Annotated in this window: 25 protein-coding genes; 15 read left to right on the top strand and 10 right to left on the bottom strand. The window is 71.4% G+C overall.

Annotation, left to right across the window (positions count from 1 at the left end):
- Positions 1–56 precede the first annotated feature (56 nt).
- The 3 genes from U9J66_RS16865 (at position 57) to U9J66_RS16855 (ending at position 4519) form a co-directional block, all read left to right on the top strand.
- Positions 57–713 (top strand): DUF4383 domain-containing protein, encoded by a 657-nt coding sequence (locus U9J66_RS16865; RefSeq protein WP_014908319.1) that lies wholly within the window; start codon positions 57–59, stop codon positions 711–713.
- Positions 710–2254, top strand: a complete 1545-nt coding sequence (locus U9J66_RS16860; protein WP_326338130.1) for an SDR family oxidoreductase — start codon at positions 710–712, stop codon at positions 2252–2254. The genes U9J66_RS16865 and U9J66_RS16860 overlap by 4 nt, the downstream gene beginning before the upstream one ends.
- 99 nt (positions 2255–2353) lie before the next feature.
- Positions 2354–4519, top strand: a complete 2166-nt coding sequence (locus tag U9J66_RS16855) for an MMPL family transporter (protein WP_326338129.1) — start codon at positions 2354–2356, stop codon at positions 4517–4519.
- A 108-nt stretch (positions 4520–4627) separates the two neighbouring features.
- Here U9J66_RS16855 and U9J66_RS16850 read toward each other — a convergent pair whose 3' ends face one another.
- Positions 4628–5413 (bottom strand): aminotransferase class IV family protein, encoded by a 786-nt coding sequence (locus tag U9J66_RS16850; RefSeq protein ID WP_042285069.1) that lies wholly within the window; start codon positions 5411–5413, stop codon positions 4628–4630.
- 120 nt (positions 5414–5533) lie between these two features.
- Positions 5534–6241 (bottom strand): GntR family transcriptional regulator, encoded by a 708-nt coding sequence (locus U9J66_RS16845; RefSeq protein WP_326338128.1) that lies wholly within the window; start codon positions 6239–6241, stop codon positions 5534–5536.
- Positions 6242–6425: 184 nt separating this feature from the next.
- Between U9J66_RS16845 and U9J66_RS16840 the strand changes: the two genes are divergently transcribed.
- The 5 genes from U9J66_RS16840 (at position 6426) to U9J66_RS16820 (ending at position 11030) form a co-directional block, all read left to right on the top strand.
- Complete coding sequence (locus U9J66_RS16840; protein WP_017533654.1) at positions 6426–7682, top strand: NRAMP family divalent metal transporter; 1257 nt, start codon at positions 6426–6428, stop codon at positions 7680–7682.
- 231 nt (positions 7683–7913) lie between these two features.
- The gene (locus U9J66_RS16835) at positions 7914–8675 is read left to right on the top strand and encodes a LamB/YcsF family protein (protein WP_326338127.1); all 762 of its coding nucleotides are present in this window, start codon (positions 7914–7916) and stop codon (positions 8673–8675) included.
- An 84-nt stretch (positions 8676–8759) separates the two neighbouring features.
- Positions 8760–9371, top strand: coding sequence for a 5-oxoprolinase subunit B family protein (locus U9J66_RS16830; RefSeq protein WP_017533656.1), 612 nt, complete (start codon positions 8760–8762; stop codon positions 9369–9371).
- On the top strand, positions 9368–10228 hold the full coding sequence (locus U9J66_RS16825) for a biotin-dependent carboxyltransferase family protein (RefSeq protein WP_326338126.1): 861 nt from the start codon (positions 9368–9370) through the stop codon (positions 10226–10228). The genes U9J66_RS16830 and U9J66_RS16825 overlap by 4 nt, the downstream gene beginning before the upstream one ends.
- Positions 10229–10232: 4 nt before the next feature.
- Complete coding sequence (locus tag U9J66_RS16820) at positions 10233–11030, top strand: putative hydro-lyase (RefSeq protein ID WP_014910442.1); 798 nt, start codon at positions 10233–10235, stop codon at positions 11028–11030.
- Positions 11031–11077: 47 nt separating this feature from the next.
- On the opposite strand, the gene U9J66_RS16815 is transcribed toward U9J66_RS16820, so the two are convergent.
- Together U9J66_RS16815 and U9J66_RS16810 are read right to left on the bottom strand one after the other, a co-directional pair.
- Positions 11078–11758, bottom strand: a complete 681-nt coding sequence (locus U9J66_RS16815; protein WP_017533658.1) for an ABC transporter ATP-binding protein — start codon at positions 11756–11758, stop codon at positions 11078–11080.
- A complete protein-coding gene (locus U9J66_RS16810) occupies positions 11755–12852 on the bottom strand; it encodes an ABC transporter permease (protein ID WP_326338125.1) in 1098 nt (365 codons plus the stop codon). Before U9J66_RS16810 ends, U9J66_RS16815 begins: the two co-directional genes overlap by 4 nt.
- 183 nt (positions 12853–13035) lie before the next feature.
- Between U9J66_RS16810 and U9J66_RS16805 the strand changes: the two genes are divergently transcribed.
- On the top strand, positions 13036–14277 hold the full coding sequence (locus U9J66_RS16805) for a sensor histidine kinase (protein ID WP_017533660.1): 1242 nt from the start codon (positions 13036–13038) through the stop codon (positions 14275–14277).
- A complete protein-coding gene (locus U9J66_RS16800) occupies positions 14274–14915 on the top strand; it encodes a response regulator (RefSeq protein WP_014913445.1) in 642 nt (213 codons plus the stop codon). The genes U9J66_RS16805 and U9J66_RS16800 overlap by 4 nt, the downstream gene beginning before the upstream one ends.
- Before the next feature lie 42 nt (positions 14916–14957).
- Here U9J66_RS16800 and U9J66_RS16795 read toward each other — a convergent pair whose 3' ends face one another.
- On the bottom strand, positions 14958–15740 hold the full coding sequence (locus U9J66_RS16795) for an alpha/beta fold hydrolase (protein ID WP_326338124.1): 783 nt from the start codon (positions 15738–15740) through the stop codon (positions 14958–14960).
- Between the two features lie 57 nt (positions 15741–15797).
- Here U9J66_RS16795 and U9J66_RS16790 point away from each other — a divergent pair, with 57 nt between their 5' ends.
- Positions 15798–16148 carry a MerR family transcriptional regulator gene (locus U9J66_RS16790; RefSeq protein WP_017533662.1) on the top strand — a complete coding sequence of 117 codons (351 nt, stop codon included), beginning with the start codon at positions 15798–15800 and terminating at the stop codon, positions 16146–16148.
- A 48-nt stretch (positions 16149–16196) separates the two neighbouring features.
- Here the strand turns inward: U9J66_RS16790 and U9J66_RS16785 are convergent, their stop codons facing one another.
- From U9J66_RS16785 to U9J66_RS16775, 3 genes are all read right to left on the bottom strand, one after another.
- On the bottom strand, positions 16197–18437 hold the full coding sequence (locus U9J66_RS16785) for a glycoside hydrolase family 3 C-terminal domain-containing protein (protein WP_326338123.1): 2241 nt from the start codon (positions 18435–18437) through the stop codon (positions 16197–16199).
- Positions 18434–19057 carry a TetR/AcrR family transcriptional regulator gene (locus tag U9J66_RS16780; RefSeq protein ID WP_326338122.1) on the bottom strand — a complete coding sequence of 208 codons (624 nt, stop codon included), beginning with the start codon at positions 19055–19057 and terminating at the stop codon, positions 18434–18436. Before U9J66_RS16780 ends, U9J66_RS16785 begins: the two co-directional genes overlap by 4 nt.
- A 169-nt stretch (positions 19058–19226) precedes the next feature.
- The gene (locus U9J66_RS16775; RefSeq protein ID WP_326338121.1) at positions 19227–20081 is read right to left on the bottom strand and encodes an NAD-dependent epimerase/dehydratase family protein; all 855 of its coding nucleotides are present in this window, start codon (positions 20079–20081) and stop codon (positions 19227–19229) included.
- Between the two features lie 86 nt (positions 20082–20167).
- Between U9J66_RS16775 and U9J66_RS16770 the strand changes: the two genes are divergently transcribed.
- Positions 20168–21106, top strand: coding sequence for an AraC family transcriptional regulator (locus U9J66_RS16770; protein ID WP_161110457.1), 939 nt, complete (start codon positions 20168–20170; stop codon positions 21104–21106).
- A gap of 60 nt (positions 21107–21166) precedes the next feature.
- Here the strand turns inward: U9J66_RS16770 and U9J66_RS16765 are convergent, their stop codons facing one another.
- A complete protein-coding gene (locus U9J66_RS16765; protein WP_326338120.1) occupies positions 21167–22075 on the bottom strand; it encodes a TauD/TfdA dioxygenase family protein in 909 nt (302 codons plus the stop codon).
- A gap of 207 nt (positions 22076–22282) precedes the next feature.
- Here U9J66_RS16765 and U9J66_RS16760 point away from each other — a divergent pair, with 207 nt between their 5' ends.
- The 3 genes from U9J66_RS16760 (at position 22283) to U9J66_RS16750 (ending at position 25716) form a co-directional block, all read left to right on the top strand.
- Positions 22283–23077: a class I SAM-dependent methyltransferase gene (locus U9J66_RS16760; protein WP_326338119.1), complete on the top strand. Its 795-nt coding sequence runs from the start codon at positions 22283–22285 to the stop codon at positions 23075–23077.
- Positions 23078–23197: 120 nt separating this feature from the next.
- On the top strand, positions 23198–23680 hold the full coding sequence (locus tag U9J66_RS16755; RefSeq protein ID WP_014910241.1) for a DUF1269 domain-containing protein: 483 nt from the start codon (positions 23198–23200) through the stop codon (positions 23678–23680).
- Between the two features lie 194 nt (positions 23681–23874).
- Entirely contained in the window at positions 23875–25716 is a 1842-nt protein-coding gene (locus tag U9J66_RS16750) for an alkyl/aryl-sulfatase (RefSeq protein WP_326338118.1), read from the top strand.
- An 18-nt stretch (positions 25717–25734) separates the two neighbouring features.
- Here the strand turns inward: U9J66_RS16750 and U9J66_RS16745 are convergent, their stop codons facing one another.
- Positions 25735–26184, bottom strand: coding sequence for a GNAT family N-acetyltransferase (locus U9J66_RS16745; protein WP_014909769.1), 450 nt, complete (start codon positions 26182–26184; stop codon positions 25735–25737).
- Positions 26185–26211 lie beyond the last annotated feature (27 nt).

Here is a 26211-nt window from a genome sequence, read left to right as displayed (position 1 = left end):
GACACACGTCGCCGACCTCCGACTCTAGTCGGGAGAGCACCGAAAGGGGCCACACCATGAAACTGGACACCAGGCGTCGAACGGATCGAAGGCTCGACATCGTCTACCGGGTCGGTGCCGGGCTCACGGGACTGTTCCTCATCGGCTTCGGTATCGCCGGGCTGCTCGTACGGCTGCCGTTGTTCGACACCCAGGGCGAGGTGATCGCGGGACTGTCCACCAACGGGGCGTTGAGCTTCCTGTCGGTCGCGATCGGTTCGCTGCTGGTGGGCGCGATGGTGTTGGGCGGAACGTTCGCGTCCACCGTGTGCGTCGTGGTCGGGGTGGCCTTCGTCGTCAGCGGCCTGGTCAACCTCTACCTGATGAGCATGGGACCGAACATCCTCGCCTTCTCCATGCCCAACGTGATCTTCAGCTTCGGCGTGGGGCTGGTGGTGATGACCTTCGGCATGTACGGCCGGTTCAGCGGAGGGTTGGGCGAGGACAACCCCTACCGCCGACAGCGGGAGGCCAGGCACCACGACGCGGTCCCCGCGCCGCGCACCGAGGACTCGGGCGCGACCGCTCCCGAGGCGGGCGGCCGACACGAACACGGGGAGACCTCGGACGACGACGCCTACCGGGCGGGATACGAGTCCGGGCGGGCCGGTGAGAACGGTGACACGGGCGACCACCGTCGCGCGAACGGTACGGCCGACGGACGGCGCTCATGACGGCCGCGGACCCCGGGGGAGGGGGAGACGCCCGCCGACAGGGGCGCGGGCGCCTCGCCCTGGTCACCGGGGCCACCGGTTACATCGGGGGCCGACTGGTCCCGGAACTGCTCGACGCCGGCTATCGCGTCCGATGCCTGGCCCGGTCACCGGACAAGCTCCGCGACCACCCGTGGCGCGATCGGGTCGAGGTGGTCCGCGGCGACGTGGTCTCGGGGGAGGGGCTTCCCGAGGCCCTGGCCGACGTGGACGTCGCCTACTACCTGGTGCACTCCATGAGCGGGGGCGGCGACTTCGGCAGCGCCGACGCCGAGGGCGCCCGCACCTTCGCGAGGGCGGCGGGCGAGGCGCGGGCCGGCCGTGTGGTCTACCTGGGCGGACTCGCCCCGGAAGGGGTGCCGCTGTCGCCGCACATGGCCTCCCGGAAGGAGGTCGCCGACCTCCTGCTGGCCGGGCCGGTGCCCACGGTCGTGCTGCGCGCGGCGGTCATCATCGGCTCGGGGTCGGCGTCCTTCGAGATGCTGCGCCACCTGACCGAGCGTCTGCCCGCCATGACCACGCCCAAGTGGGTCCTCAGCCGGGTACAGCCGATCGCCGTGCGCGACGTCCTGCGCCTGCTGGTGGAGGCCGACACCCTGCCCGCCGACACCGATCGGGCCTTCGACATCGGCGGCCCCGAGACCCTCACCTACGTGGAGATGATCCAGCGGTTCGCCGCCGAGGCCGGGCTCGCCCGCAGACTCGTCATCCGGGTTCCCGTCCTGTCCCCGGGGCTGTCGAGTCTGTGGGTGGGGCTCGTGACGCCGATACCGCCGTCGATGGCCCGGCCCCTGGTGGAGTCGCTCCGTCACGACGCGGTGATGGGGGAGGACGACCTGTCCGACCTGCTGGACGACCATGAGCGGATCGGTTTCGACCGGGCGGTGGCGTTGGCGCTGCGCCGGATCGACGAGGACAGGGTGGACACCCGCTGGTCGTCGGCGTCCTGGCCCACCGCGCCCTCGGATCCTCTGCCCACCGACCCGGACTGGGCCGGTGGCAGCCTGTACTCCGATCGTCGCGCCCGTGTCGTGGACGCTCCTCCCGAGGTCGTGTGGCGGGTGATCGAGGGGATCGGGGGGAGACGGGGCTGGTACTCGTGGCCGCAGGCCTGGGCCGCGCGCGGCTGGATCGATTTGGCCGTCGGCGGTGTGGGGCCGCGCCGCGGGCGCCGTGATCCCGAACGTCTCCGTGTGGGGGACTCCCTGGACTTCTGGCGGGTGGAGGAGATCGTCCCGGGGCGGTTGTTGCGCCTGCGGGCCGAGATGCGTCTGCCCGGACTCGCCTGGCTGGAGTTGGGCGTGAGCGAGGTGGACGGACGCACCGTCTACCACCAGAGGGCCCTGTTCCACCCGCGTGGACTGCCCGGACACCTGTACTGGAAGGCGGTCACCCCCTTCCACGGGGTGGTCTTCGGGTCGATGGCGGCCAATATCGCGGACCGCGCCGAACGTACGGCGGAGGAACGAGGGTCCACACCGGTGGGCACCGGCGAGGCCTGAGCCGCCCCCGTTCGCGCGGAACGCGCGAACGGGGGTAGCGTGTACCCGAAATTAGCTAGATTTCCGAGAAGCTTGTTTTTCTAGATATCTGTAGAGCGCATGAGGAAGGACCCCTCGGTGAGCACACCAAGCCAGAACCCGCCTCGACGATCACGATGGTGGGCCGGGGCCGCGCTCCTGGTCACGATCGTGTGGCTCCTCGGCGCCGGCCCCCTCGGAGCCTTCCTCGGCAGACTCGGCGAGGTCCAGACCAACGATCCCGCCGCCTTCCTCCCCGACGGCGCCGAATCCACCGAGGCCGACCGGATCGCCCAGGACTTCGACCGCGCCGACGGGGTCCCCGCCTTCATCGTGCTCTCCGGAGACGAGGCCATCACCGGTGACCGACTCGCCGAGGCCGAGACCCTCGCGGAGCGGATCGGCGAACAGCCCTGGACGACCGGCCCGGTCATCGGGCCGATCCCCGGTACCGAGGACCCCTCCGTCGCCCGGATCATCGTCTCCATCGACGACCGCCACGACACCGGCGACTCCGTGACCGAACTGCGCGCCCTCCTCGCCGACGAACCCGTCGACGGCCTCCGAGCCCAGGTCACCGGCCCCGCCGGCTACGCGGCCGACCTCTCCGCCGCCTTCGGAGGCATCGACTCCACCCTCCTGATGGTCGCGGTCGTCGCCGTGCTGGTCATTCTCATCGCCGTCTACCGCTCGCCGCTTCTACCGATCCTGGTCATCGTCGCCTCACTCCTGGCGCTCGGACTGTCCGGAGCCCTCGTCTACGCCGCCGCCGACAGCGGCCTGATCAGCCTCAACGGTCAGAGCCAGGGCATCCTGTTCATCCTCGTCGTGGGGGCCTGCACCGACTACGCCCTCCTACTCGTGGCCCGGTACCGGGAGGAACTCGCGGCGAGGGAGAGCGTCACGGACGCCGTGCTCGCCGCCGTCCGAGGCGTCACCGGACCGGTCCTGGCCTCCGGCGGCACCGTCATCCTCGGCCTGCTCTGCCTGTTGGCGGCCGAACTCAACTCCACGAGCAGCCTCGGTCCGGTGGTCGCCATCGGTGTCGTCGCCGCCATGCTCGCCGCGATGACGTTCCTCCCCGCCGCCCTGGCCCTGTGCGGCCGCGCCGCCTTCTGGCCCGTCTCCCCGCACCGTCTCGGACGGGTCGAGGAACAGAGCACCGACCGGATCCTGGAACGCCACCGTCTCTGGGGCGGGATCGCCCGTCTCGTCGGTCGCCGTCCGCGCCTGATCTGGCTGTCCACCACCGCGCTGTTGCTGGCCGCGGCCGTCTTCGCGCCCCTCTTCACGGCCGAGGGCACCGGTCAGGCCGACGTGTTCCGCACCGAGGTCGAGGCGGTCGACGGCCAGGAGACCCTGGAACGCGGCTTCGGCCCCGACTCCGGGGCGGCCCCGGCGTTGGTGGTCACCGACGCCGATCGGGTCGACGAGATCGTGGCCGCCGCCGAGGACACCCCCGGTGTGGAGGCCGCGACCCCCGTGAGCGAGCCCGGGCCTCCCGGTGCGGAGGGCGCCGTACTGGTGGAGGACGGGCGGTCGCTGGTCGAGGTCGACCTGGCCGCCGCGTCCGAGACCACCGCCGCCGTCGACACCGTGCGCGATCTACGTGAGAGCGTGCACGCGGTGGCGGGGGCCGAAGCCCTCGTCGGCGGGGTCGACGCCACCGACCTCGACACGCGCGAGACCGCCCGGCGGGACTTCGCCGTCGTGGTGCCGCTCGTGCTCGTGGTGGTGTTCCTGGTGCTGATCCCGCTGCTGCGTTCGCTGGTGGCGCCGCTCCTGCTCATGGCCGTCAACGTGCTCTCGTTCGCCACCGCCCTCGGGGTGGGCACGCTGGTGTTCGATCACGTCCTGGATCTGCCGGGCGCCGACCCCGTGGTGCCGCTGTTCGCGTTCGTGTTCCTGGTGGCGCTCGGTATCGACTACAGCATCTTCCTGATGTCGCGGGCCCGCGAGGAGACCCTGGTCCACGGTCATCGGGAGGGTGTACTGCGCGCCCTCACCGTCACCGGAGGGGTGATCACCTCCGCCGGTGTGGTCCTGGCGGCGACCTTCGCGGCGCTCGCGGTGATCCCGTTGTTGTTCCTGCTCCAGTTGGCCTTCCTGGTCGCCTTCGGGGTGCTCGTGGACGCCCTGCTCGTGCGCACCCTGCTCATCCCCGCGCTGGCCCTGGACGTGGGCCCCCGCCTCTGGTGGCCCGGCCGCGCCGGAGAACAAGACCGTCCCTCTCACCAGAGGGTGTGACCGTCACGCGATCTCCCACACCAACCCCCTGTGGTGACGGCCACCCGCCCTCCCGCCTCGACTCCGGAGATCCCGAAGCGCCGGCGGAGGCGCAAAGCGAACACAGCCCTACAACAGCTCTCCCCGAATCTCCTCGTAGGCCTTGACGAGGGCGTCGAGGTATCCGGCCCGGGGCAGCTGTACGCCGTCGATGGCGGTGACCGGGCGGACCCCGGAGGCGGCGTTGGTGATGAAGGCGCCCGACATGCGGGTGGCGGTGACGGCGGTGAGCGGGCGGGTGGAGGCGGGGATGCCGAGCGTCTCGGCGGCCTGTTCGACGAGGCGCATGGTGACGCCGGGCAGACAGGGGGCCTGGGGCCAGACGAGCCCGGAGTCGTCGAGGAAGCCGATGTTCCAGGTGGGGCCTTCGGAGATCCGGCCGTCCACCCCCATGAAGAGGGCGTCGTCGAAACCGTCGGACTGGGCGGCGCGGCGTTGACGGATCTCGCCGAACAGGCCGGTGCTCTTGATGGTGGGGGCGTCCCGGGCGTACGGGCGGGTGCCGAGTCGGATCGGTTCGGAGGAGGGCGTGGGGGCGGGGCGGGTGGAGATGAGGATCTGGGGGAGGGGGCGTGCGGCGGGGTGGGCCAGGTCCAGGGAGGGGTCGTAGACGGTGACCCGGACGACGGAGGGCGAAGGGTGCGCGCGGGCCGCGCGTCGGGCGAGTTCGCGTACGCGGGGGATGTCGAGTTCGGTGCCGAAGAGGGTCGCGCAGTCCCGGGCCAGGCGTTCGGTGTGCAGACGCAGACCTCGTACGCGTAGATCCGTGACCAGCATGGTCGTGAAGTGTCCGTAGCCCTGGAGGGCGAGGCCGGCGAGTTCTCCCGTGCTGACGGGGCGTCCGTTCAGTTCCATTACGTGTCCCATTCTGGCACTTCGGGACCTCTGGCGGAGGAACTTGGGACCAAGATCCGTGGTGACGGTGGGGCCCGTGTGGTGTCACGGGTGGGATCGGAGCGCCGTCCCACGCCTCGCTCAGGTCTCCGCGGCGGGGTCCATCGCGTCGAAGGCCCTGATCAATTGCTCCTCGGAGGTCGCCAGGTACTCCGTCAGCTCCGCGACGGCGTCCTCGGTGTCCTCGGCGACCAGCGCCAGGTGGATACGGCGGTTCCACGGCAGATAGGGGTCGTGGAACTCCTTGGGCGCGGCCATCACGTGGAAGACGAGGCGGGTCTCGGCCAGGACCTGACGCATGAACTCGTCGACCCGGGCGCTCCTGGCCAGCCCGGCCAGGGCCTCGTGGAAGCGCATGTTCGCGCTTCCCATCCGCCACCAGTCCTCTTCGGCGCGGGCGGCCTCTCCTTCGGTGACCGCGGCTCCGACCGCCTCGACCAACTCCCTCGGGGCCCGGTCCGCCTCGCGCACGGCGGGCAGTTCCAGGGCGCGTCTGGCTCTGAAGAGGTCGCGGACGTCCTCGCCGGTCGGGCGGGCGACGAACACGCCCCGGTGCATACGGTGCACCAGCAGACGCTCACGGCTCAGCAGGCGGAAGGCCTCGCGCAGGGTGTTGCGGGAGACCTGGTACTTGCGGCTGAGTCTTTCCTCGGACAGGCGCACCCCGGGGGCCAGCTCGCCTTCGATGATGAAGGTGCGGAGCATGTCGGCGACACGTTCGGCCTGGCTGGTGGGCCTGGTCAGCGCGGGTGCGGGCAACCGGTCGATGTGGTCGTCGGTCGCCGTCACGTGAGCTCCCTCGGCTGCTCGGTCGCCCGTGCGGGGCGTGGTCGTCCCTCAATGTTACGCAGCGGAGTCGGGATGTTTTTACCGGCCCGACCCTTATCAGGGATCGTCGGATTGCAGTATTGTTCAACGATCCAACAATGAGGTTGGCCACATCCCACCCCTCCCGGAGTACCTGGAGAACCGCATGAGCGACCAGACCTCGGGGTCGTCCCCGACCCCGGTGCGTCCACGTTTCGGTCGTGTGGCCCTGAGCAGTGGCCTGCTCGGCGCCATGTTCCTGATGGCCACCAGCGCCATCGGCCCCGGCTTCATCACCCAGACGACCACCTTCACCGCCCAGCTCGGTGCCGCGTTCGCCTTCGCCATCCTCATCTCGATCCTGGTCGACATCGCCGTCCAGCTGAACGTGTGGCGGGTCATCGGCGTCTCGAACATGCGGGCCCAGGACCTGGCCAACAAGGTCCTCCCCGGAGCCGGCTACCTGCTGGCGGCCCTCATCGTCTTCGGCGGCCTCATCTTCAACGTCGGTAACATCGCCGGCACCGGCCTGGGCCTGGACGCGATGATCGGCCTCGACACACGTGTCGGCGCGATCCTCTCGGCCCTCGTCGCCATCGTCATCCTCGCGGTGAAGCGGTTGGGCGCGGCCCTGGACCGTGTCCTGGTGGTCCTCGGTCTGCTGATGATCGCCCTCACCCTGTACGTGGCCGTCGTCTCCCGGCCTCCGGTGGGCGAGGCGCTGCGCCAGGCCGTGCTGCCCGAAGCGGCCGCGAGCGACCTCTTCCTGGCCACCATCACGATCATCGGCGGCACCGTCGGCGGGTACATCACCTACGCGGGCGCCCATCGGCTCATCGAGCAGGGGCGGGGCGGCCCGGAGAACGTCTCGGCCATCACGAGGGTCTCCGTCACCGGCATCATCGTCACCGGGATCATGCGTGTGGTGCTCTTCCTCGCGATCCTCGGGGTCGTCGTCGGCGGGGTCTCCCTGATGGACGCGCCCAACCCCTCGGCCGAGGCCTTCTATCAGGCCGCCGGAGAGGTGGGCCTGCGCCTGTTCGGCGTCATCCTGTGGGCGGCCGCGGTCAGCTCCGTGATCGGCGCCTCCTACACCTCGATCTCCTTCGTCACCACGTTCTCGCCGTGGCTGGAGCGGCACAAGGGCAAGCTGGTCACCGCCTTCATCGGGATCTCGCTGGGGATCTTCCTGATCTCCGGACAGGCCCCGGGCACCCTGCTGGTCATGGCCGGAGCGCTCAACGGCGTCATCCTGCCGGTCGGCCTCGGTCTGCTGTTGTGGGTGGCCTACCGGCACTCGGCGACCCTGCTCGGCGGCTACCGCTACCCGCGTTGGCTGCTCGTCGTCGGTGTCCTGGCCTGGGCGCTCACCGTCTACATGGCGGTCAGGTCGCTGGGCGGGATCGCCGAACTCTGGCAGTGACGGACCCCATCGATCCGGGGTAGGTCGTGTTCTGTGGATCATTCCGTGCTCGCGTGGCCGGGCTTCCTCTCGCGGCGCCGACGTCGCTCGGACAGCCGAACCCGGGCTGACCTTCGCTCGTCGTCTGGCGAGAGATCGTCCGGCGGCCGCTCGCCGAGGATCGGCTCCGCCGATGCCGAACGAAAGCATCCAAAGAACACTCCCTAGACCCCCGAAAAGAGGAGCATCACGATGCGCATCGACCTCAACTCCGACCTCGGAGAGAGCTTCGGACGCTGGGAACTGGGCAACGACCGGACCCTGCTGTCCATCGTCACCAGCGCCAACGTCGCCTGCGGATTCCACGCCGGCGACCCGTCGACCCTGCGGCGCACCACCGCCGAGGCGGCCGCGCGCGGGGTGGCCGTCGGCGGCCACGTCGCCTATCGGGACCTGGCCGGGTTCGGCCGTCGCTTCGTCGACGTGCCGCCGGCCGAGCTCACCGACGAGGTCCTCTACCAGCTCGGGGCCCTGGCGGCGTTCACCGCGCTGACCGGGGAGCGCATCCGCTACGTCAAGCCGCACGGGGCCCTCTACAACGCGATCGTCCACCACGAGGCGCAGGCCGCCGCGGTCGTGGAGGCGGTCCGCGCCTTCGACCCGGAGCTGCCCGTGCTCGGCCTGCCCGGATCCCGGTTCCTGGAGAAGGCCGAGGCGGCGGGGCTGACCACCTACCGCGAGGCCTTCGCCGACCGCGCCTACACGCCCGAGGGCACCCTGGTCTCCCGGCGCGAACCCGGCTCCGTCCTGCACGACCCCGAGGCCATCGCCGCCCGCTGCCTGCGCATCGCCCGGGGAGAGCCGATCACCGCGATCGACGGCACCGAGATCCTGGTCGAGGCCGACTCCCTGTGCGTGCACGGCGACAGCCCCGGCGCCGTCGACATCGCCCGGGCCGTGGCCGAGAGGCTGCGCGCCGAAGGGGTCGACATCGTCCCCTTCACCGGGGCCTGACCGACCGCCGCGTCGGCGCACCGCCGACGACCGACCACCACGGGGCGGGCCCGCGCGCCCGCCCCACCGGAACTGGAGCAGTCCTTGCGCATCCTGAACTGCGCGGACACCGGGGTCCTGGTCGAGGTCGCCGATCTCGACCAGGTCATCGCCCTCGGTGCCGCGCTGGAGACGGCGCCCCCGCCCGGCGTGTCCGACGTCGTGCCCGCCGCTCGTACCGTCCTGCTGAGGCTGGAGCCCGGCACCGACCCCGACGCCGTCGCCTCCGCCGTCTCCGAGCTCACCCTGGACACCGACGTCGTCCGGGGGAGCGGGGAGACCGTCACCGTCCCGGTGCGCTACGACGGAGAGGATCTCGACGACATCGCCGCGCTCACCGGGATGAGTCCGCGCGAGGTCGTGCGGGCCCACACCTCGGCCACGTGGACCGTCGCCTTCTGCGGGTTCGCGCCCGGCTTCGGCTACATGGTCGGCGACGACCCTCGCCTGAACGTCCCACGACGGGGCGAGGCCAGGACCAGGGTCCCCAAGGGCGCCGTGGCGCTGGCCGGGGAGTTCACCGGTGTCTACCCGCGTGTCTCCCCGGGAGGGTGGCAGTTGTTGGGCCGTACCGACCTCGTCACCTGGGACCTGGAACGGGACCCGCCCGGGCTGCTGCGTCCCGGGGTACGGGTGCGCTTCGAGGAGGTCGTGTGAGCCGCCTGGAGATCCTGGCCACCGGCCCCATGACCACGGTGCAGGACATCGGTCGCCGTGGTCACGCAGCCCTCGGTGTGGGGCGCTCCGGCGCCGCCGACCCCCGTTCCCACGCCCTGGCCAACCGGCTGGTCGCCAACCCCGTCGGAGCCGCCACTCTGGAGGTTACCCTCGGCGGGCTCCGCGTCCGGGCCCGCGGCCCGGTGACGGTCGCGGTCACCGGTGCCCCGACCCCGGTGCGGGTGGACGGGCGCGGCGCCGCCCTCGACGAGGTCCTGCACCTGGCCGACGGGGCCGAACTCTCGTTGGGCACCCCCGCCCGAGGGCTGCGCACCTACCTGGCCGTACGCGGAGGGGTGGACGTACCGCCGGTCCTGAGGTCGCGCAGCACCGACGTGCTCGCCGGCCTGGGCCCCGCCGTCCCCGGTCCCGGCGACCTGCTCCCGGTCGGTCCCGCGCCGGCGGCCCTCCCGAACCTGGACCACGCCCCCACCGCCCCGGTCGGGGCCGACGAGGTGACGCTGCGGGTCCGTTTCGGCCCGCGCGACGACTGGTTCACCGAGGACGCCCATCGGGCCCTGCTCTCGTCCCCCTACGAGGTGACCTCCCGCAGCGACCGGGTCGGCGCCCGCCTCTCGGGCCCCGCCCTGGAACGGGCGCGCGAGGGGGAGCTGCCCAGCGAGGGCATGGTCCCCGGCTCCCTTCAGATCCCGCCCGACGGCGAACCCGTCCTGTTCCTCGCCGACCATCCGGTCACCGGCGGCTATCCGGTGATCGCCGTCGTGTGTTCGGACGACCTGCCCGACGCCGCCCAGGCCCGCCCCGGCACCCGTATCCGTTTCGTCCCGTGGAGGTAGAGCCATGAGCCCCGCACCGCCCCGTGACCCGGCCGCCCTGTCGCCCGCGCAGGCCCGGGAACTGTTCCGCGCCGGTCTGCGCGTACCCACCTCCGGTTACAGTCCCGGCCACGCCCAGGCCAACCTGCTCTGCCTACCGCGCGATCTGGCCTTCGACTTCCTGCTGTTCGCCCAGCGCAACCCGAAGTCCTGCCCGGTCCTGGACGTCACCGAACCGGGTGAGGTCTCCGCCTCGGTGTTCGACGGCGATCTGCGCACCGACCTGCCCGCCTACCGGGTCTACCGGAACGGCGAGTACGTCGAGGAGCGCTCCGAGGTGGTCGACCTGTGGCGCGAGGACCTGGTCTCCTTCCTCATCGGGTGCAGCTTCACCTTCGAGACACCTCTCCTGGAGGCGGGGGTCCCGGTCCGGCACATCGAGGCGGGTACCAACGTCGCCATGTACAGGACCGACCGCCCCTGCCGGCCCGCCGGCCGCTTCTCCGGGCCGCTCGTGGTGTCGATGCGACCGATCCCCGCCGACCGGGTCGCCGACGCGGTGCGGATCACCTCCCGCTATCCGGCGGTTCACGGCGCTCCGGTGCACGTCGGCGACCCCGCGGCCCTGGGCATCGGAGACCTGGCCGAGCCCGACTACGGCGACCCGGTGGAGATCCGTGAGGGCGAGATCCCGGTCTTCTGGGCCTGCGGTGTCACCCCGCAGGCCGCCGTCATGGCCTCGGCCCCCGAGTTCGCCATCGGCCACGCCCCGGGCCACATGGCCATCACCGATGTCCGCGATTCCGAGTACCAGGTGCCCTGAACCGGAACCCGGGCCCGGAGCCGGAGCCGGAGCCGGCCCCGGGCGACTCAGGCGGGGTCCAGGGCGCGCAGACGTCCGTCGCGCATCTCCAGGATCCGCGCGACCGTCCCCAGGTGTTCGGTGTCGTGGGTGACCAGCAACGTCGCCACCTCGAAGGTCCGGGTCGCCTCCTCGATCAGCTCCATGATCCGCGCCCCACGGTCGTGGTCCAGAGCGGCGGTCGGCTCGTCGACCAGCAGAGCGCTCGGACGTCCGACCAGGGCCCGTGCGATGTTCACCCGCTGGCGTTCTCCACCGGACAGCCGGTGCGGGTGACGGTGCTCCTTGCCCGCCAGACCCACCGCGGCCAACGTCTCCATCGCCGACGCCCGGGCCTCGCGTACCGATCGGGCCCGCATGTGCTCGGTGACCAGGAGCTGATCCACCACGGTCAACGAAGGGATCAGGTTCGGCTGTTGGAAGACGATCCCGACCTTCGACAGCCGGAGCGCCGCCAGTTCCCGGGGCCGCAGCCCCAGGGTGTCCACGTCGCCCACGGTCACACGTCCCGAGTCGGGGCGGATCAGGGTCGCGGCCACCGCCAACAGGCTCGACTTCCCCGAACCGGAGGGGCCGATCACCGCGGCCAGCTCACCGGGGGCCACCCGGACCGACACCCGGTCCAGGGCGGTCACCACCCCGTCCCCGTCGGGGTAGGTCAGGGTCACGTCGTTCAGTTCCAGGCTCATCGGACGCCTCCCAGGGCGGTCAACGGGTCGACGGAGGTGATGCGGCGGACGGCCAGCGCCGCGCCGAGCATGCCCAGCACGACCATGGCGGCCACCGGGCCGACCGTGGTGGCCACGGTCGAGGAGAAGGGGAGAACGGAGCCGGCCAGAGCGCCCAGTCCCACCCCGACGGCGCCACCGGCGGCGGCGCCCGCGAGCAGGACGATCAACGCCTGGGCCAGGGCGTCGCGCAGCAGGTAGCGGGTGGACCCGCCCAGTGCCTTGAGGATCGCGATGTCCCCGGCGCGCTGGATCGTCCAGACGGTGAGGAACGCTCCGATCACCAGGGCGGAGATCGCGTACAGGAAGGCCTGCATGGTGACCAGCGAACCGTTCTCGGAGGAGAAGGACCCGATCGCGTCCAGACTGTCCGCCAGAGGCACGGTGACGGTCCCGGCCACCTCGTCGGTCGGCGCGGTGTCCGTTCCCGAGGCGAGGCCGAGGGCGACGACGTTCGCGACGGGGGAGTCCGCGCCCTCGGCGTGCCGTAGCCGCGGATCGATCTCCCGCCAGGTCTCGATGTCGGCCCACACCGCCGGGGTGTGGCTGTAGGAGCCGGTGGGCGCGACGGCGTCCACGGTCAGCTCCGTGCCTCCCACGGTGACGGTGTCCCCCGAGGCGATCCCGTACTCCTCGGCGAGCTCCTCGCCCACCACCAGCCCGTGCGCCGTCGTTCCCGGGACGGACGCGAGCCGCCCTCCGGAAGGGGCGCCGAACAGGGCCACGGCGGCACCGTCCCCGTTCGAGAGTTCGAGCCGACTCTGGGTGACGCCGAGCGGCTCCGCCCACTCCACCCCGTCGGTCCGGGCCCAGGCGTCGACCTGGGCCCGGGTGACGGTGCTGTCGGCGTAGGACTCCTCGGGGGCCTCCTCGCCGGAGGTGCCGAACACGATGTGGCTCGCCGGAAGTCCCTTGATCGCCGAGGTGGACTGGTCGGCCAGGCCGGCGGTCAGCCCCGACAACAGGACGATGAGCAGGGTGATCAGAGCGACGACGGAGCCCATCAGTGCGAATCGCCCTTTGGCGAATCGGATGTCACGAAGTGCGACGAACACGGCGGCCCTCCTTTCGAAGACACGGGCGGTGCTCGGGCACCGCGGTGGACGTGTTTCCAGCCTGGTCATCGGGGGAGCCGTCGTCATCGGGCGAACGGAGCGTTCTCGGACGGGGAGAGGTGGAGCGCGAACTCCATCGAACGGTTGATGCCGGAACGGCGGCCCCCGTCGTACGCTGCGGTGATGCGGTACAGCACGGAGGGACGGGCCGAGCCGCCCGGGGTGACGGCGGTGCTCAGGGCGCTACGACTGCTGTTGCACGCCTGCTTCCTCTTCCTGCTCGGGTGGGCGACCGTCCGCTACGCGGCGGGTCCGCTCGAAGGGGGCGGGGCCCACCCGGCGTGGATCCGGTGGTCGGTGCTCTGCGGGGCGATCCTGCTGGGCCTGGTCTACTGCCTCGGCGCCCTGGCCGTCCGGCACGGCGCGCACCGCGTCCTCTCCCTGGTGTGGCTGGCCGCCGTCACCGCGCTGTGGGCCCTCCTGGCCTGGGCGGATCCGGATTTCGTCTGGCTGGCCTTCCCGCTGTACTTCCTGCACCTGCATCTGCTGCGCGGAGCGCACTCGGTGGTCGCGGTCGTGGTCATCACCGGGACGGTGGTCCTGGGGCAGGCGTTGCACCAGGGGGACCTCACCGCCGGGATGGTGCTGGGACCGGTGCTCGGCGCGATGTTCGCGCTGGCCATCGCCGCCGGGTACACGGCCCTGTACCGGGAGAGCGAACGGCGCCGGGAGCTCATCGACACCCTCACCAGGACCCGCGACGAACTCGCCGCGTCCCAGCGCCGCGCCGGGGTCCTGGACGAGCGCGAACGGCTGTCCCGGGAGATCCACGACACCCTCGCGCAGGGGCTGTCCGGCATCGTCCTGTTGTTGAGATCGGCGGAGAACGCCCTTCCGGACGATCCCGATCTGGCCGTCACCAGGATCGCCGAGGCCAGGGAGAGCGCCTCCGACAACCTGGCCGAGGCGCGCGGGTTCGTTCGGGACCTCGCCCCGCCCTCGCTGACCGGGGCGAACCTGCCCGAGGCGCTGCGCCGACTCTGCGCCGTGGCGACCCGTGCCGACGGGGTCGAGCACCGTTTCCGGCTGGACGGCGCCCCCGTCGAACTGCCCCCGGGCTACGAGGTGGCCCTGTTGCGGGCCGCGCAGGCCGGGCTCGCCAACGTGGCCGCGCACGCCCACGCCACCACCGTGGTGGTCACCCTCGGGTACCTGGACGAGGAGGTCACCCTGGACGTGTACGACGACGGTGTGGGGTTCGTGCCCGAGGAACAGGGGCCCCGGCCGGACGGGACCGGTTACGGGATCGCCGCCCTGCGCGAACGCGTGGCCGCCCTGGGCGGAGCCCTGGAGGTCGAGTCGGCCCCGGGGGAGGGCACCGCCGTCGCCGTCCGCCTGCCGTTGACCATGGAGGAGAGCACGTGACCGAACGCCCCCTGCGCATTCTGTTGGTGGACGACCATCCGGTCGTACGCCATGGACTCAAGGCCATGTTCGCCGAGATCCCGGACATGGGCGTGGTCGCCGAGGCCGCGGACGGGGAGTCCGCCCTCGCCGTACTCCGCTCCGGGACCGAGGTGGACATCGTGCTGATGGATCTGCGGATGGGCGAGGGGATGGACGGGGTCACCGCCATCCGGAACGTCAACGACCTCCCCGACCCGCCGCAGGTCCTGGTCCTGACCACCTACGACACCGACGCCGACATCCTCGCCGCGGTCGAGGCGGGGGCCACCGGTTACATGCTCAAGGACGCGCCGCCGGACCAGCTCCGCGAGGCGGTGCGCACCGCCGCTCGAGGACGGACCGCACTGGCCCCCGACGTCGCCGACCGACTCATGGACCGGCTGCGTTCGCCGCGTCCGTCCCTGAGCGGGCGGGAGCTGGAGATCCTCCGGTTGCTGGCCCGAGGGCTGTCCAATCGGGCCATCTCCCGGGAGCTGTTCATCAGCGAGGCCACGGTCAAGACCCACCTGGTGCACGTGTTCGACAAGCTCGGCGTGGACAACCGGACCGCCGCGATCACCACGGCTCTGCGGCGCGGCGTCATCCGGGTCGACTGACCCCGGGTCCGGTCCGTCTCCCCGTCACCCGTTCCGTCCTCCTCACACGCGGGCGCGGTCGTGGCGGTCCAGGAAGTCGCGCACCAGGGACAGCCAGGCGTCGGGGGCCTCGTCGGCGATCAGGTGGCCGGACCCCACCTCGGCGTACTCGGCCCCGGGGATGCCCTCGGCGAGTTCGCGCGAGGCCTCCGGGGGGACCAGACGGTCCAGGGTGGTGGCCACGACCAGGGTGGGCACGGTGATCCGGGGCAGGTCGTCGCGGGTGTCCACCGAGGCGGCCAGGTCCACCTGTTCGGGGCTCCCTTCAGGTACGAAGCCCTCGGCGGCGCGCAGCCGAGCCGTCAGTTCCTCGGCGGAGAGCGCCTCCAGGGTCGGGGCCCCGGCCGCGACCAGGGTGGCGAAGCGGGCCAAGAGCGCACGGTCGCCGTCCAGCAGCTCCCGCCACAGGCCCAGGGCCAGTCGGGTCCGATGGTCGGGGCGGGCGAACCCCGCCGTCAAGACCAGCCCCTCCACCCGGTCCGGATGCCGGGTGGCCGCGCGTACCGCCACCGCGGTCCCCAGGGAGTAGCCGAGGACGGTGAAGCGTTCCACCCCGGCGCCCACGGCGGTGGCGACGAGGGTGTCGGCGACCGTGTCGAGGTCGAGAGGGGAGGCGGAACGCGGTGTGGCGCCCGCCCCGGGCAGGTCGGGGCCGACCACGGTGTGCGTGCCGCGCAGGTCGGCCATGAGCGGACCGAAGTTCGCCTCGATGCCGCCACCGGCCCCGTGGGCGAGGAGAAGGCCTGGTCCGGAGCCCTCGATCGTGTACGAGTACTGTTCGTTCATGGGTGTGAAGCTAGATCGTCACACCGGTGTGAGGGTCAAGGTGAGGTGGGCCACGGCATGCGGATCGGTGAGCTGTCCGAGCGTACGGGCGTCAGCCGCAGACTTCTGCGCTACTACGAGGAACAGGGGCTGTTGGAGTCCACGCGTTCGCTCAACGGATACCGGGTCTACGAGGAACGCGCCCCGCGCGTGGTCCTGCGCATCCGGGCCCTGCTGGACATGGGGTTGACCACCCGCACCATCGCCTCGGTCCTGCCGTGTGTACGGGAGGGCTCGGAGGAGCCGATCGACCTGGAGATGTGCCCGGACCTGCTCGCCACCATCCGCCGGGAGGTGGCCGCGCTCGACGCGCGCATCGACGAGCTCGAACGGAACCGCGACTCCCTGTCCCGGCTGGTCCGCGTCTGATCGTCGAAGGGCGCGGAGAGGGGCGGGCCCGAGGACCCGCCCCGGGGCTCAGCCGGTGATCTCGCCGCGCTCGATCGCCGCCAGTCGTCGGGTCTCCACGTCGGCGACGAGCAGGTCGACCATCTCCTCGGTCACGCCCTCCCCGAAGGTGGCCAGGGCGACGATCGGCAGCGAGTCGGCCATGCGCATCAGTTCTTCGGGCACCGCGTCCAGCCCCTCCATGCCCGCGCGGATCTCGGCCAGGACCGGGCCGCCGATCGGGTGCGAGCTCCACTCCTTCAGGGTGGAACGTCGGGTCAGCGCCGGCGCGAACCGGTCGCCGGAGGTCACCGCCTCACCGGTCAGTCGTATGTCCCGCGAGGAGGCGCCCACCGACACCGTGTACGTGCCCGCGGCCAGGGACCACCGTCCGTGCTCGGGGTCCCAGGTGGACAGGTCGCGTCCGGTCAGCGGCAGTTCCACCCGGGCGCTCTCGCCGGGTTCCAACGCCGTCTTCGCGAAGCCGCGCAGTTCCCGGACCGGGCGGGTCGGGTGGCTCTGGGGCAGGCCGACGTACATCTGGGCGACCTCCTGTCCGGCCCGTCCACCGGTGTTGGCGACGGTGAACGCCACCGTCCACGCGTCCCCTCCGGTCTCCGTCACCTCCAGGTCGGAGTAGGCGAACGTGGTGTAGGTGAGCCCGTGACCGAAGGGGTGGGCCACCGGTCGGTCGAGGGTGTCGAAGTACCGGTAGCCCACGAACACCCCCTCGCCATAGCGCACGTGTCCGTGCTCTCCGGGGAAGTTCAGGTAGGACGGGTGGTCGGACAGGCGCAGCGGGACGGTCTCGGTGAGCCGTCCGGACGGCGACGCCGCCCCGGTCAGTACGTCCACGACGGCCGCGCCGCCCTCCTGCCCGGGCAGCCATCCCTCCAGGACGGCGTCGGCGTCGTCCCGCCAGTCGGCCACCGACACCACACCGCCGTTGGCCAGGACCACCACGACCCGCTCGCTCACCCGACGCACCCGGGCGAGCAGCGCGAGCTGTTCGGCGGGCAGGTCGATGTCGGTGCGGTCGAAACCCTCGGACTCCAGGGATTCGGGGAGCCCCAGGAACAGCACGGCGACGTCGGTCTCCTCCGCGAGGGCGACCGCCTCGTCGGCGAGACCGGGGGCGTCCGTCCCGTCCAGGGTGAACCCGGGAGCGAACCGCGCCGCCCCCTCCGGCAACGCCTCACGGAACGCGGCGAGGGCGTCGGTCACCCGGGTCGGCACCACGTGGGAGGAGCCGCCGCCCTGATAACGGGGGGTGCGGGCGAACTCGCCCACGACCGCGATCGAGAGTCCCGGCTCCAGGGGGAGGGCCCCGTTCTCGTTCCTCAGCAGGACCAGCGCCTCTCGGGCGGCCTCGCGGGCCAGTTCCCGGTGCGCCTCGTGTTCGGGGGGCCGTGAGGTGTCGGAGGACACCCGTTCCTGGAGCCCGCGCAGCCGTTCCACGACGGTGTCCAGGACCGATTCCTCCAGCCGCCCCTCGACGACGGCGTCGACGATCCGCCGGTCGGTCCCGCTCGGCGGCATCTCCAGATCGAGGCCTGCGCGCACCGCCTCGACCCGGTCGACCACGGCGCCCCAGTCCGAGACGACCACCCCGTCGAAGCCCCACTCCTCGCGCAGCACGGTGGTGAGCAGCCACGGGTCCTGGCTCGTGTACACCCCGTTGAGGCGGTTGTAGGAGCACATCACCATCGCCGGAGCGGTGGTGCGCACGACCTCCTCGAAGGCCGAGAGGTAGATCTCGCGCAGCGTGCGCTCGTCCACGTCGGAGCTGGACCGCATGCGGTCGGTCTCCTGGTTGTTGGCGGCGAAGTGCTTCACGCACGCGCCCACGCCCTCGGACTGGATCCCCTCCACCAGGGCGGCGGCGATCCGCGCGGTGACGTGCGGGTCCTCGGAGACGTACTCGAAGTTGCGCCCGCACAGGGGGGAGCGCTTGATGTTCATGCCCGGTCCCAGCACCACGTCCACGCCCATGGCGCTCGCCTCGGCGCCCAGGGCGGCGCCGACCCTTCGTACCAGCTCGGGGTTCCAGGTGGAGCCGAGGGCGACGGCCGGAGGGAAGCAGGTGGCGGGCGCGCTGCCGGCGATGCCGAGATGGTCTCCCTCCTCGGTCTGCTGTCGGATCCCGTGCGGTCCGTCGGTCAGGTGCAGACGGCGCAGGACCCCCGGGAGCGGGGTGGTGTGCCAGACACCGGAACCGGAGGTGACGGAGGCCTTCGCGATCAGGTCGGGGGGAGGGGCGTCACTGCTCATACGTGCCTTTCGTCGGTGGACGGGGCTCTCGGCGGGGTGATACCGAGGGTGCGTAGGAAGGAGACGACCGCGGCACGCATGTCGACGGCGCCGGGGTCGAGGAGCCACTGGACCTGGAGCCCGTCCTGGAGGGCGATGAACTGGCGGGCGGCCAGCTCGGGGGAGGGGCCCGCGCGGTCTTCGAGCAGGGAGGCGAACGCCGGGACGAGGTGTTCCCGCAGGATCCGGTAGCGACCGTAGAAGTAGGTGTGCGCCGGGTGGGCGGGGTCGGTGGCCTCGGCCGACAGGTTGACGTAGAGCGAGACCAGCCAGGGGGTGCGGGTGTTGCGTTCGACGATCCGGACGAGGTTGTCGATGAGTTCGGCGGGGCCCAGGTCCGGGTCCAGTACGAGCGGGGCGTCGATCTCGTCGCGTCGGCTCAGCACATGGATGAGGGTGGACTCCTTGTTCGGGAAGTGGTGGAGCACCCCCGAATGGGTGAGGCCCGCGTGCGCGGCGATGTCGCGGAGGGAGACCGCCCGGTAGCCGGACCGGGAGAAGAGTTCGGTGGCGGAGTCGAGGATCCGCCGCCGCGTGCGTTCGCCCTTGGGCTCGTGTCGTGGGCTCTCGGTATCGGTCACGGCACTCCTCGCGGGTCGTGCGTGGCGGCCCCGCCGGTGTCGGCCGGCGGCCGGCCACGAACCTACCACTTGGTCGAATTGTGACGCCAGACACTCGAAGCTTTCTTTGCGGGCTCTCGGACCCGCCTTGGTGCGGCGGGGCCCGGTGGGCGAGGCCGGGCCCCGGAGATCACCGGGCCGACCAGACGCCGGTGCCGACCGTGCGGGAGACATAGGCCTCGAAGCTCCCGGCGGGGCGTCCCAGGGCCCGCTCCACACCGTCGGCGATCCCCGTGTTGCGCCCGTCGAGGACCTCCCCGAACAGGGCGGCCAGGCCGGCCGCGGCCTCCTCCGGAACCCCTTCGGCGACGGCCCCGGCGACGAACGCCTCCGGGGGAACGCTCACACAGACCACCTCGCGACCCGCCGCCGTACCCACGACCTCGGCGGCCTCGGTGAAGGTCAGGGCCCGTGGTCCGGTCATCTCGTACAGTCGTCCGCTGTGCCCCTCCTCGGTCAGGGCCCGCGCCGCGGCTTCGGCGACGTCGTCCAGGTCGACGAAGGGTTCGGGCACGTCCGCCACGGGCAGGGCCAGGACCCCGGAGTGGACCGAGCCCAGGAAGAAGCCCTCGGAGAGGTTCTGGGCGAAGAAGGCACAGCGCACCACGGTCAGCTCGGGAAGGACCGCGCGTACCTCCTCCTCGGCGCGTCGGGCCAGGGGCTCCCCGCGGCCGGACAGCAGGACCGCCCGTCGTACGCCGCGCGAGACGGCGCGCGCGGCGAACGCGGACACGGTCTCGGCGGCCCCGGGAAGCGCCAGGTCGGGCGAGTAGCAGAGGTAGACGGCGTCGACCCCCTCCAGGACGGCGTCCCAGGTGTCGGGGGCGTGCCAGTCGAAGGGAGGGGTGCCGGTCTCGGCGTGCCCGGACCGGGAGGCGATCCGATGGTCGACGCCGCGCTCGGACAGAAGGCGGGCGACACGGCCTCCGGTCATGCCGGTGCCGCCGGTGACGAGGACGCGTGCGGTGCTGTGGTTCGTTGTCATGTCTCCACTACAGCGGAGAAGACTCGTACGATCCATGGTCTATGAACCGGATTCCATAAGAGAAAGTCCGGATCTACTCTGAGTGCATGGACCCTCTCGTGCATCTGCTGGACGGCCCCCGGGCCCGCGGCGCCTTCACCCTGCGCGCCGTCATGAGTCCCCCCTGGGCCATCGATATCCGTGCCGGAGCCGCCCTCGACCTGATCGTGGTGACCTCGGGGCGTCTGTGGTTGGCCACGGGCGCCGAACGGATCGAGGCGGGGCGCGGCGACGTCGTCCTCGTCCGAGGTCCGGAGCCCTACGTGGTGTCCGACCGCCTCGGGCGTCGCCCCGACATCACCATCGAGCCCGGGCAGCGCTGTGTGGCCGCCGGAGGTGAGGAGGTCCACCTCACGATGGGCCACGGTGTCGGGACCTGGGGGAACGATCCCGACGGTGAGGACTCGATGGTGATCGGCGTCTACGAGGACGCGGGAGAGGTCGGCCGTCTGGCCCTGGCCGCCCTGCCGCCGCTGACCCTCCTGCCGTCCGGTGCCGTCGAGCCGTCCCTGGTCGACCTGCTGTCCCGGGAGGTGACCACAGAACGGGTCGCCCGGGGCGCGCTCAACGACCGGCTGCTCGACTGTCTGCTCATCATGGCGGTCCGGGCCTGGCTCGAGACGCACCCGGACACCGGCCCGAACCGGCTCGGCGCGCGACACGATCCGATCGTGGCCCGGGCCCTGGACCTGATGCACGAACGCCCCGAACACCCTTGGGGACTGGAGGCGCTGGCCGCCGAGTGCGCGGTCTCGCGGACCACTCTGTCCGCCCGCTTTCAACGCGCGGTCGGTGACCCTCCCATGACCTATCTGCGCTCTTGGCGGCTGGCCCTGGCCTGCGACCTGCTCGTCGCCGAACCCGCGCTGGGGCTCGAATCGGTGGCCGCGCGGGTGGGGTACGGAAGCGCGTTCGCGTTCAGCGCGGCCTTCAAGGCCCACCGCGGGGTCAGCCCCTCAGAGTACCGAAGGGACCGCGCGGCCTGACCGTCGATCGAAGGAGGGCGGCGGGCCGGGGCGCCGGCCCGCCGAGGCGAGGCTCTGGTATCAGAGGTCGGGGGTGTATCCGGAGGAGTCTCCGACCAGGGAACGGCTCGTGCTTCCGTCCACCCCTCGGGGGAGGTCGCCCGCGACGGTGATCCGGTGCATGAGACGAGGGTGGTCGCCGTAGTCGGCCACCGCGTAGTGCTGGGTGGCGCGGTTGTCCCACACGGCCACGTCGCCCTCGCGCCAGGTCCAGCGCACGGTGTTCTCCGGTCGGGTCACCCGCTGCTGGAACAGTTCGAACAGGTACTGGAAGTCCTTGGTGCTCAGGCCGGGGAAGCGCTGGGCGAAGTGGCCGAGGAACAGGGCCCGCTCCCCGGTCTCGGGGTGCACGCGCACCACGGGGTGCTCGGTCTTGTACACGGTGGAGACGAACGCGTCGCGGTATCTCTTCAGGTCGCCGGTCGGTGCCCGTTCGGGGGTGACGGCGGCGTAGTCGTAGTCGTTGCCGTGGACGGCGCGCAGCCCGTCGGCGAGAACCCTCAACGGTTCGGGCAGGTCCCGGTAGGCGGTGACCGTGTTGGCCCAGGCCGTGTCGCCGCCGTGCGGGGGCAGGTGGACCGCTCGCAGCACACTCGCCTGAGGGGGGCGGTCGACGAAGGTCACGTCGGTGTGCCAGCTGTCGGCCCGGCCCTTCTCGGAGTCGATGGGAAGGACGTGATGCTCTCGCCCGAAGGTCGCTCCGGTGGTGGGGTGCGGGGTGGTGAGGGGGCCGAGGAGGGAGGCGAAGCCGGCCTGGGTCTCGTCCGTGAGGTGGTGCTGGTCGCGGAAGAAGATCACCTTGTGGGCGAGGAGGGCCTCGCGGACCCGTGCGAGCGTGTCCCCGTCCAGGTCGGGGCCGAGCGCCACACCGGTGATCTCGGCGCCGACGCGCCCGGTGAGTCGACGGACGGTCGTGGTCGTGGTGGTCACGGTGGTGCTCCGTTCGTGCGGGGGTGCGCGGAGGTCACCTCACGCGTCCGGTCGCGGCCCGTTCGCGGGGAGTGTCTCGACGGTAGGGTTCCGATACGGTTGAAGTCAACCGAATCAGTAGGAAATTCGAAGAGGGCGATTCCTCCGATTCCGCGGGGCCCTCCGTAGGATGCGGGTCAGTGGACCCGTCTCCTGAGGAGAGCGCGCATGAGCGACCGGACCCAGGCCTTCGCAGGCCTCGCCGAGAACTACCGGGCCCACCGGCCGGGCTACCCGGACGAGATCCTGACGACGCTGCGCGACCACGTGCTCGACGGGGTCGGGCCGGACGGCGTCCGGCTCCTGGTCGACGTCGGATCCGGCACCGGGATCTCCACCCGCGCCCTTCGCTCCCTCTTCGGGACCGGTCCCAGGGTGATCGGAGTGGAACCGGGGGACGACATGCGCGCCGCCGCCGCGGCCGAGGGCGGCGAGGTCGAATACCTGAACGCCCGGGCCGAGGAGATCCCGCTTCCGGACGCCTCGGCCTCCCTGGTCCTGACCGCGCAGGCCCTGCACTGGTTCGACCGCCCCGCCTTCTACGCCGAGGCCGCCCGCCTTCTGGAGAGGGGCGGGAGTCTCGCGGCGCTCGCCAACGACCGTGACCTGGACTCCCCGTTCATCGACGACCACGAGAGTCTGCTCGAACGCCACAGCCCCGGTTACGACCGCCACTATCGCTCCTACGACCTGGTCGGCGAGTTCTCGGCGGTCCCGGGGCTGACGTCGGTGGTCGAGCACACCCGGTCCTGGGTCAGGGAACTCACCCCCGAGGGCTACCTCGGCATGGCGATGTCCTCCAGCAGGGTGGCGGCCGCCGTACGCGCGGTCGGTGAGGAGCGCGTCCGTTCCGAACTCGAGGCCATCGTGGAACGGAACTTCCCCGACGGTCGGGTCCTGATGCCCTACGTCACCCGTCTGGTCCTGGCCCGCCGCGACCGTGGAGCGACCGACGGTCGGTGAGGTTTTGCGTGATACGTCCCCGCCGGTGACGTTGGCCAGAGCCGTCCTCGGAAAGGCTTCTCCGGACGGGGTCCGTGGTCCACGGGCCGACGACCGGCGACGACAGGGGAACGCACACCCATGGCGCAACTGATCGTACTCGGGGTGGCCGATCGCGACACGGCCGAGCAGGCGCTCGACATCGCCTCCGACCTGAACAGACGGGAACTCCTCCAACTCGAGGACGCGGCCTACGCCTACAAGGACCACAAGGGGCGCCCCCGGATCCATCAGACGGTGAACCTGACCGGATACGGAGCCGCCGGCGGGGCCCTGTGGGGCACCCTCATCGGACTGCTGTTCCTCAACCCGCTCCTGGGGCTGGCCGTCGGCGCGGGCGCCGGAGCCGTCGCGGGCAGGCTCACCGACATCGGCATCGACGACGACATGATCAGGGAGATCGGCTCGGAGCTCCGACAAGGCCGGGCCGCGGTGTTCCTGCTCTCCTCCGACGCCACCATCGACCGTGTCGTCGAGGCCTTCCGGCCGCTGGACCCCACCGTCATCCAGACCAACCTGTCCAGGGACACCGAACAGGAGCTCGTCGAAGCGCTCCGCTCCTGAGGGTCCGGGCCCCGAGAGTCCGTCCACGCCGCCGGCACGAGCCACTCGGGCCGGCGGCGCCCGCCCGCCTCGGCGCGAACGCCTTGGCCGACAACTGGGTCGGGCGTTGCACTCCACTGAACGCCCCTCCGTGATCATGGTCGTGCGCCCGGACCCGCCACCGCCGTTCGGCCTCGGCCCGACGAGGAGAAGTGATGACCGGTAACGGAAACGAGTACACGGACCCCGACGACCCCGTCGGCTCCGAGCCCGCGGACCCCGTCACCGACGACTTCGCCGACGCCGATCGCGGCCTCGTCGCCCGTCTGGAGCCGGGGGTCGTCAAGGACGACCGGGGGCGGGTGGTGTGGGACACCGGCGCCTACGCCTTCCTGGAGGAGGAGTGCCCGGACACCGCCAACCCCAGTCTGTGGCGCCAGTCCCGACTGTGCGCCAAGCAAGGTCTGTACAAGGTCACCGAGGGCATCTACCAGGTGCGCGGCCTCGACCTGTCCAATATGACCCTGGTCGAGGGGGACCAGGGAGTCCTGGTCATCGATCCGCTCATCTCGGCGGAGACGGCCCGGGCCGGCCTGGATCTCTACCGGTCCCGACGCGGTGACCGTCCGGTCAGCGGGGTGATCTACTCGCACTCCCACGTCGACCACTTCGGCGGGGTCGGCGGGGTCACCGAGGGCAACGTGCCCATCCTGGCCCCCAAGGACTTCATGGAGAACGCGGTCTCCGAGAACGTCTACGTGGGACCGGCCATGGCCCGCCGGGGCCTGTTCCACACCGGCGCGCGCATCCCGCCCGGGCCGCGCGGCCAGATCGGCGTGGGGCTGGGGCAGGCCGGTTCCACCGGCACGGTCACCCTCATCGCGCCCAACCGGGCCATCACCCGTACCGGCCAGGAGGAGGTCGTCGACGGGGTGCGCATCGTCTTCCAGATGACGCCCGGCACCGAGGCCCCGGCCGAGATGAACTTCTACTTCCCCGAACACCGGGCCCTGTGCATGGCCGAGAACGCCACCCACAACCTGCACAACCTGTTGACCCTGCGCGGGGCCCTGGTGCGCGACGCCCGCGCCTGGTCCGGTTATCTCGACGAGTCCATCGAACTCTTCGCGTACGACTCCGACGTCCTGTTCGCCTCGCACCACTGGCCCACCTGGGGGACCGAACGCCTGGTCTCCTTCCTGAGCCTGCAACGCGACCTCTACGCCTATCTGCACGACCAGACCGTGCGGATGATGAACCAGGGACTGGTGGGGTCGGAGATCGCCGAAACCCTCCGCATGCCGCCCGGTCTGGAACGGTCCTGGCACACACGGGGCTACTACGGTTCGGTCAACCACAACGTCAAGGCGATCTATCAGCGCTACATGGGCTGGTTCGACGGCAACCCCGCCCACCTGTGGCCGCACCCTCCCGAGGCCGCGGCCGTTCGCTACGTGGAGTGCATGGGAGGCGTGGCCGAGGTGGTCCGCAAGGCCGGCGAGTACCGTGACCGGGGCGACCTGCGCTTCGCCGCGACCCTGTTGGACCACGCGGTCTTCTCCCGCCCCGACGACGAGGAGGCCCGTCTCGCCCTGGCCGACGTGTACGAGCGGCTGGGGTTCGGGGCGGAGAACGGCACCTGGCGCAACTTCTACCTCCAAGGCGCCGCCGAGCTGAGAGAGGGAGGCCAGGGGGCGTCGATACCACAGGTCACCGGGTTGACCTCGGCCCTGTCGGTGGATCAGCTCTTCGCCTCGCTCGCGATCCGCGTCAACGGCCCCCGTGCCTGGAACGAGTACTTCGTGATCGACTGGGTGTTCACCGACCTGGACACCATCCACCGCACCACGCTCTCCAACGGGGCTCTCACCAGCAGGGAGAAGCCGCGCCGGGGCGAGCCGGACCTGACCGTGACCCTGAACAAGTTCCGGCTGCTGCGCCTGCTCGCGGGAAAGGGGACCGAGGGCATGGTGTTCTCGGGGGACGAGGGGTTGGTGGACCGTCTGATGGGGCTGCTGGACGAGCCCGACCCCACCTTCAACATCGTCATCCCCTGACCCCGCTCGGCACGGTGCTCAGGTCAGGGGCTTCTTGAAACCGAGGTGGCTCCCCACGTAGCCCAGGCGCTCGTAGAAGCGGTGGGCGTCCTCTCGGGAGGCGTCGGTGGTCAGCTGGAGCAGCGCGCAACCGCGCTCCCGCGCCTCCCGTTCGGCCCACTCCAGCAACTCCCGCCCCAGGCCGTGCCCGCGCTCGTCGCGACCCACCCGGACCGCCTCGACCTGGGCACGGGTGGTGGCCGTACGCGAGAGACCCGGGAGCACGGTCAGCTGGAGGGTTCCCACCACGCGGCCGTCCCGGCGGGCCACCACCAGATGTTGGTGGGGGTCGGCGTCGATGACGGCGAACGCCCTCAGGTAGGGATCGAGGTCGTCGGGTGTCTCCCGTCCGGCCCCCAACGGGTCGTCGGCCAACAGGGCGACGATCGAGGGGACGTCTTCGACACGAGCACGTTCGATGGTGGGCATGGTCCCGAATCTACGCGGGGGTCGGGG

Origin of the sequence: Nocardiopsis sp. LDBS1602, from assembly GCF_035818715.1 — a bacterium.
Classification (GTDB): Bacteria; Actinomycetota; Actinomycetes; order Streptosporangiales; family Streptosporangiaceae; genus Nocardiopsis; species Nocardiopsis alba.
This window is presented reverse-complemented; position numbering and strand designations above follow the sequence as displayed.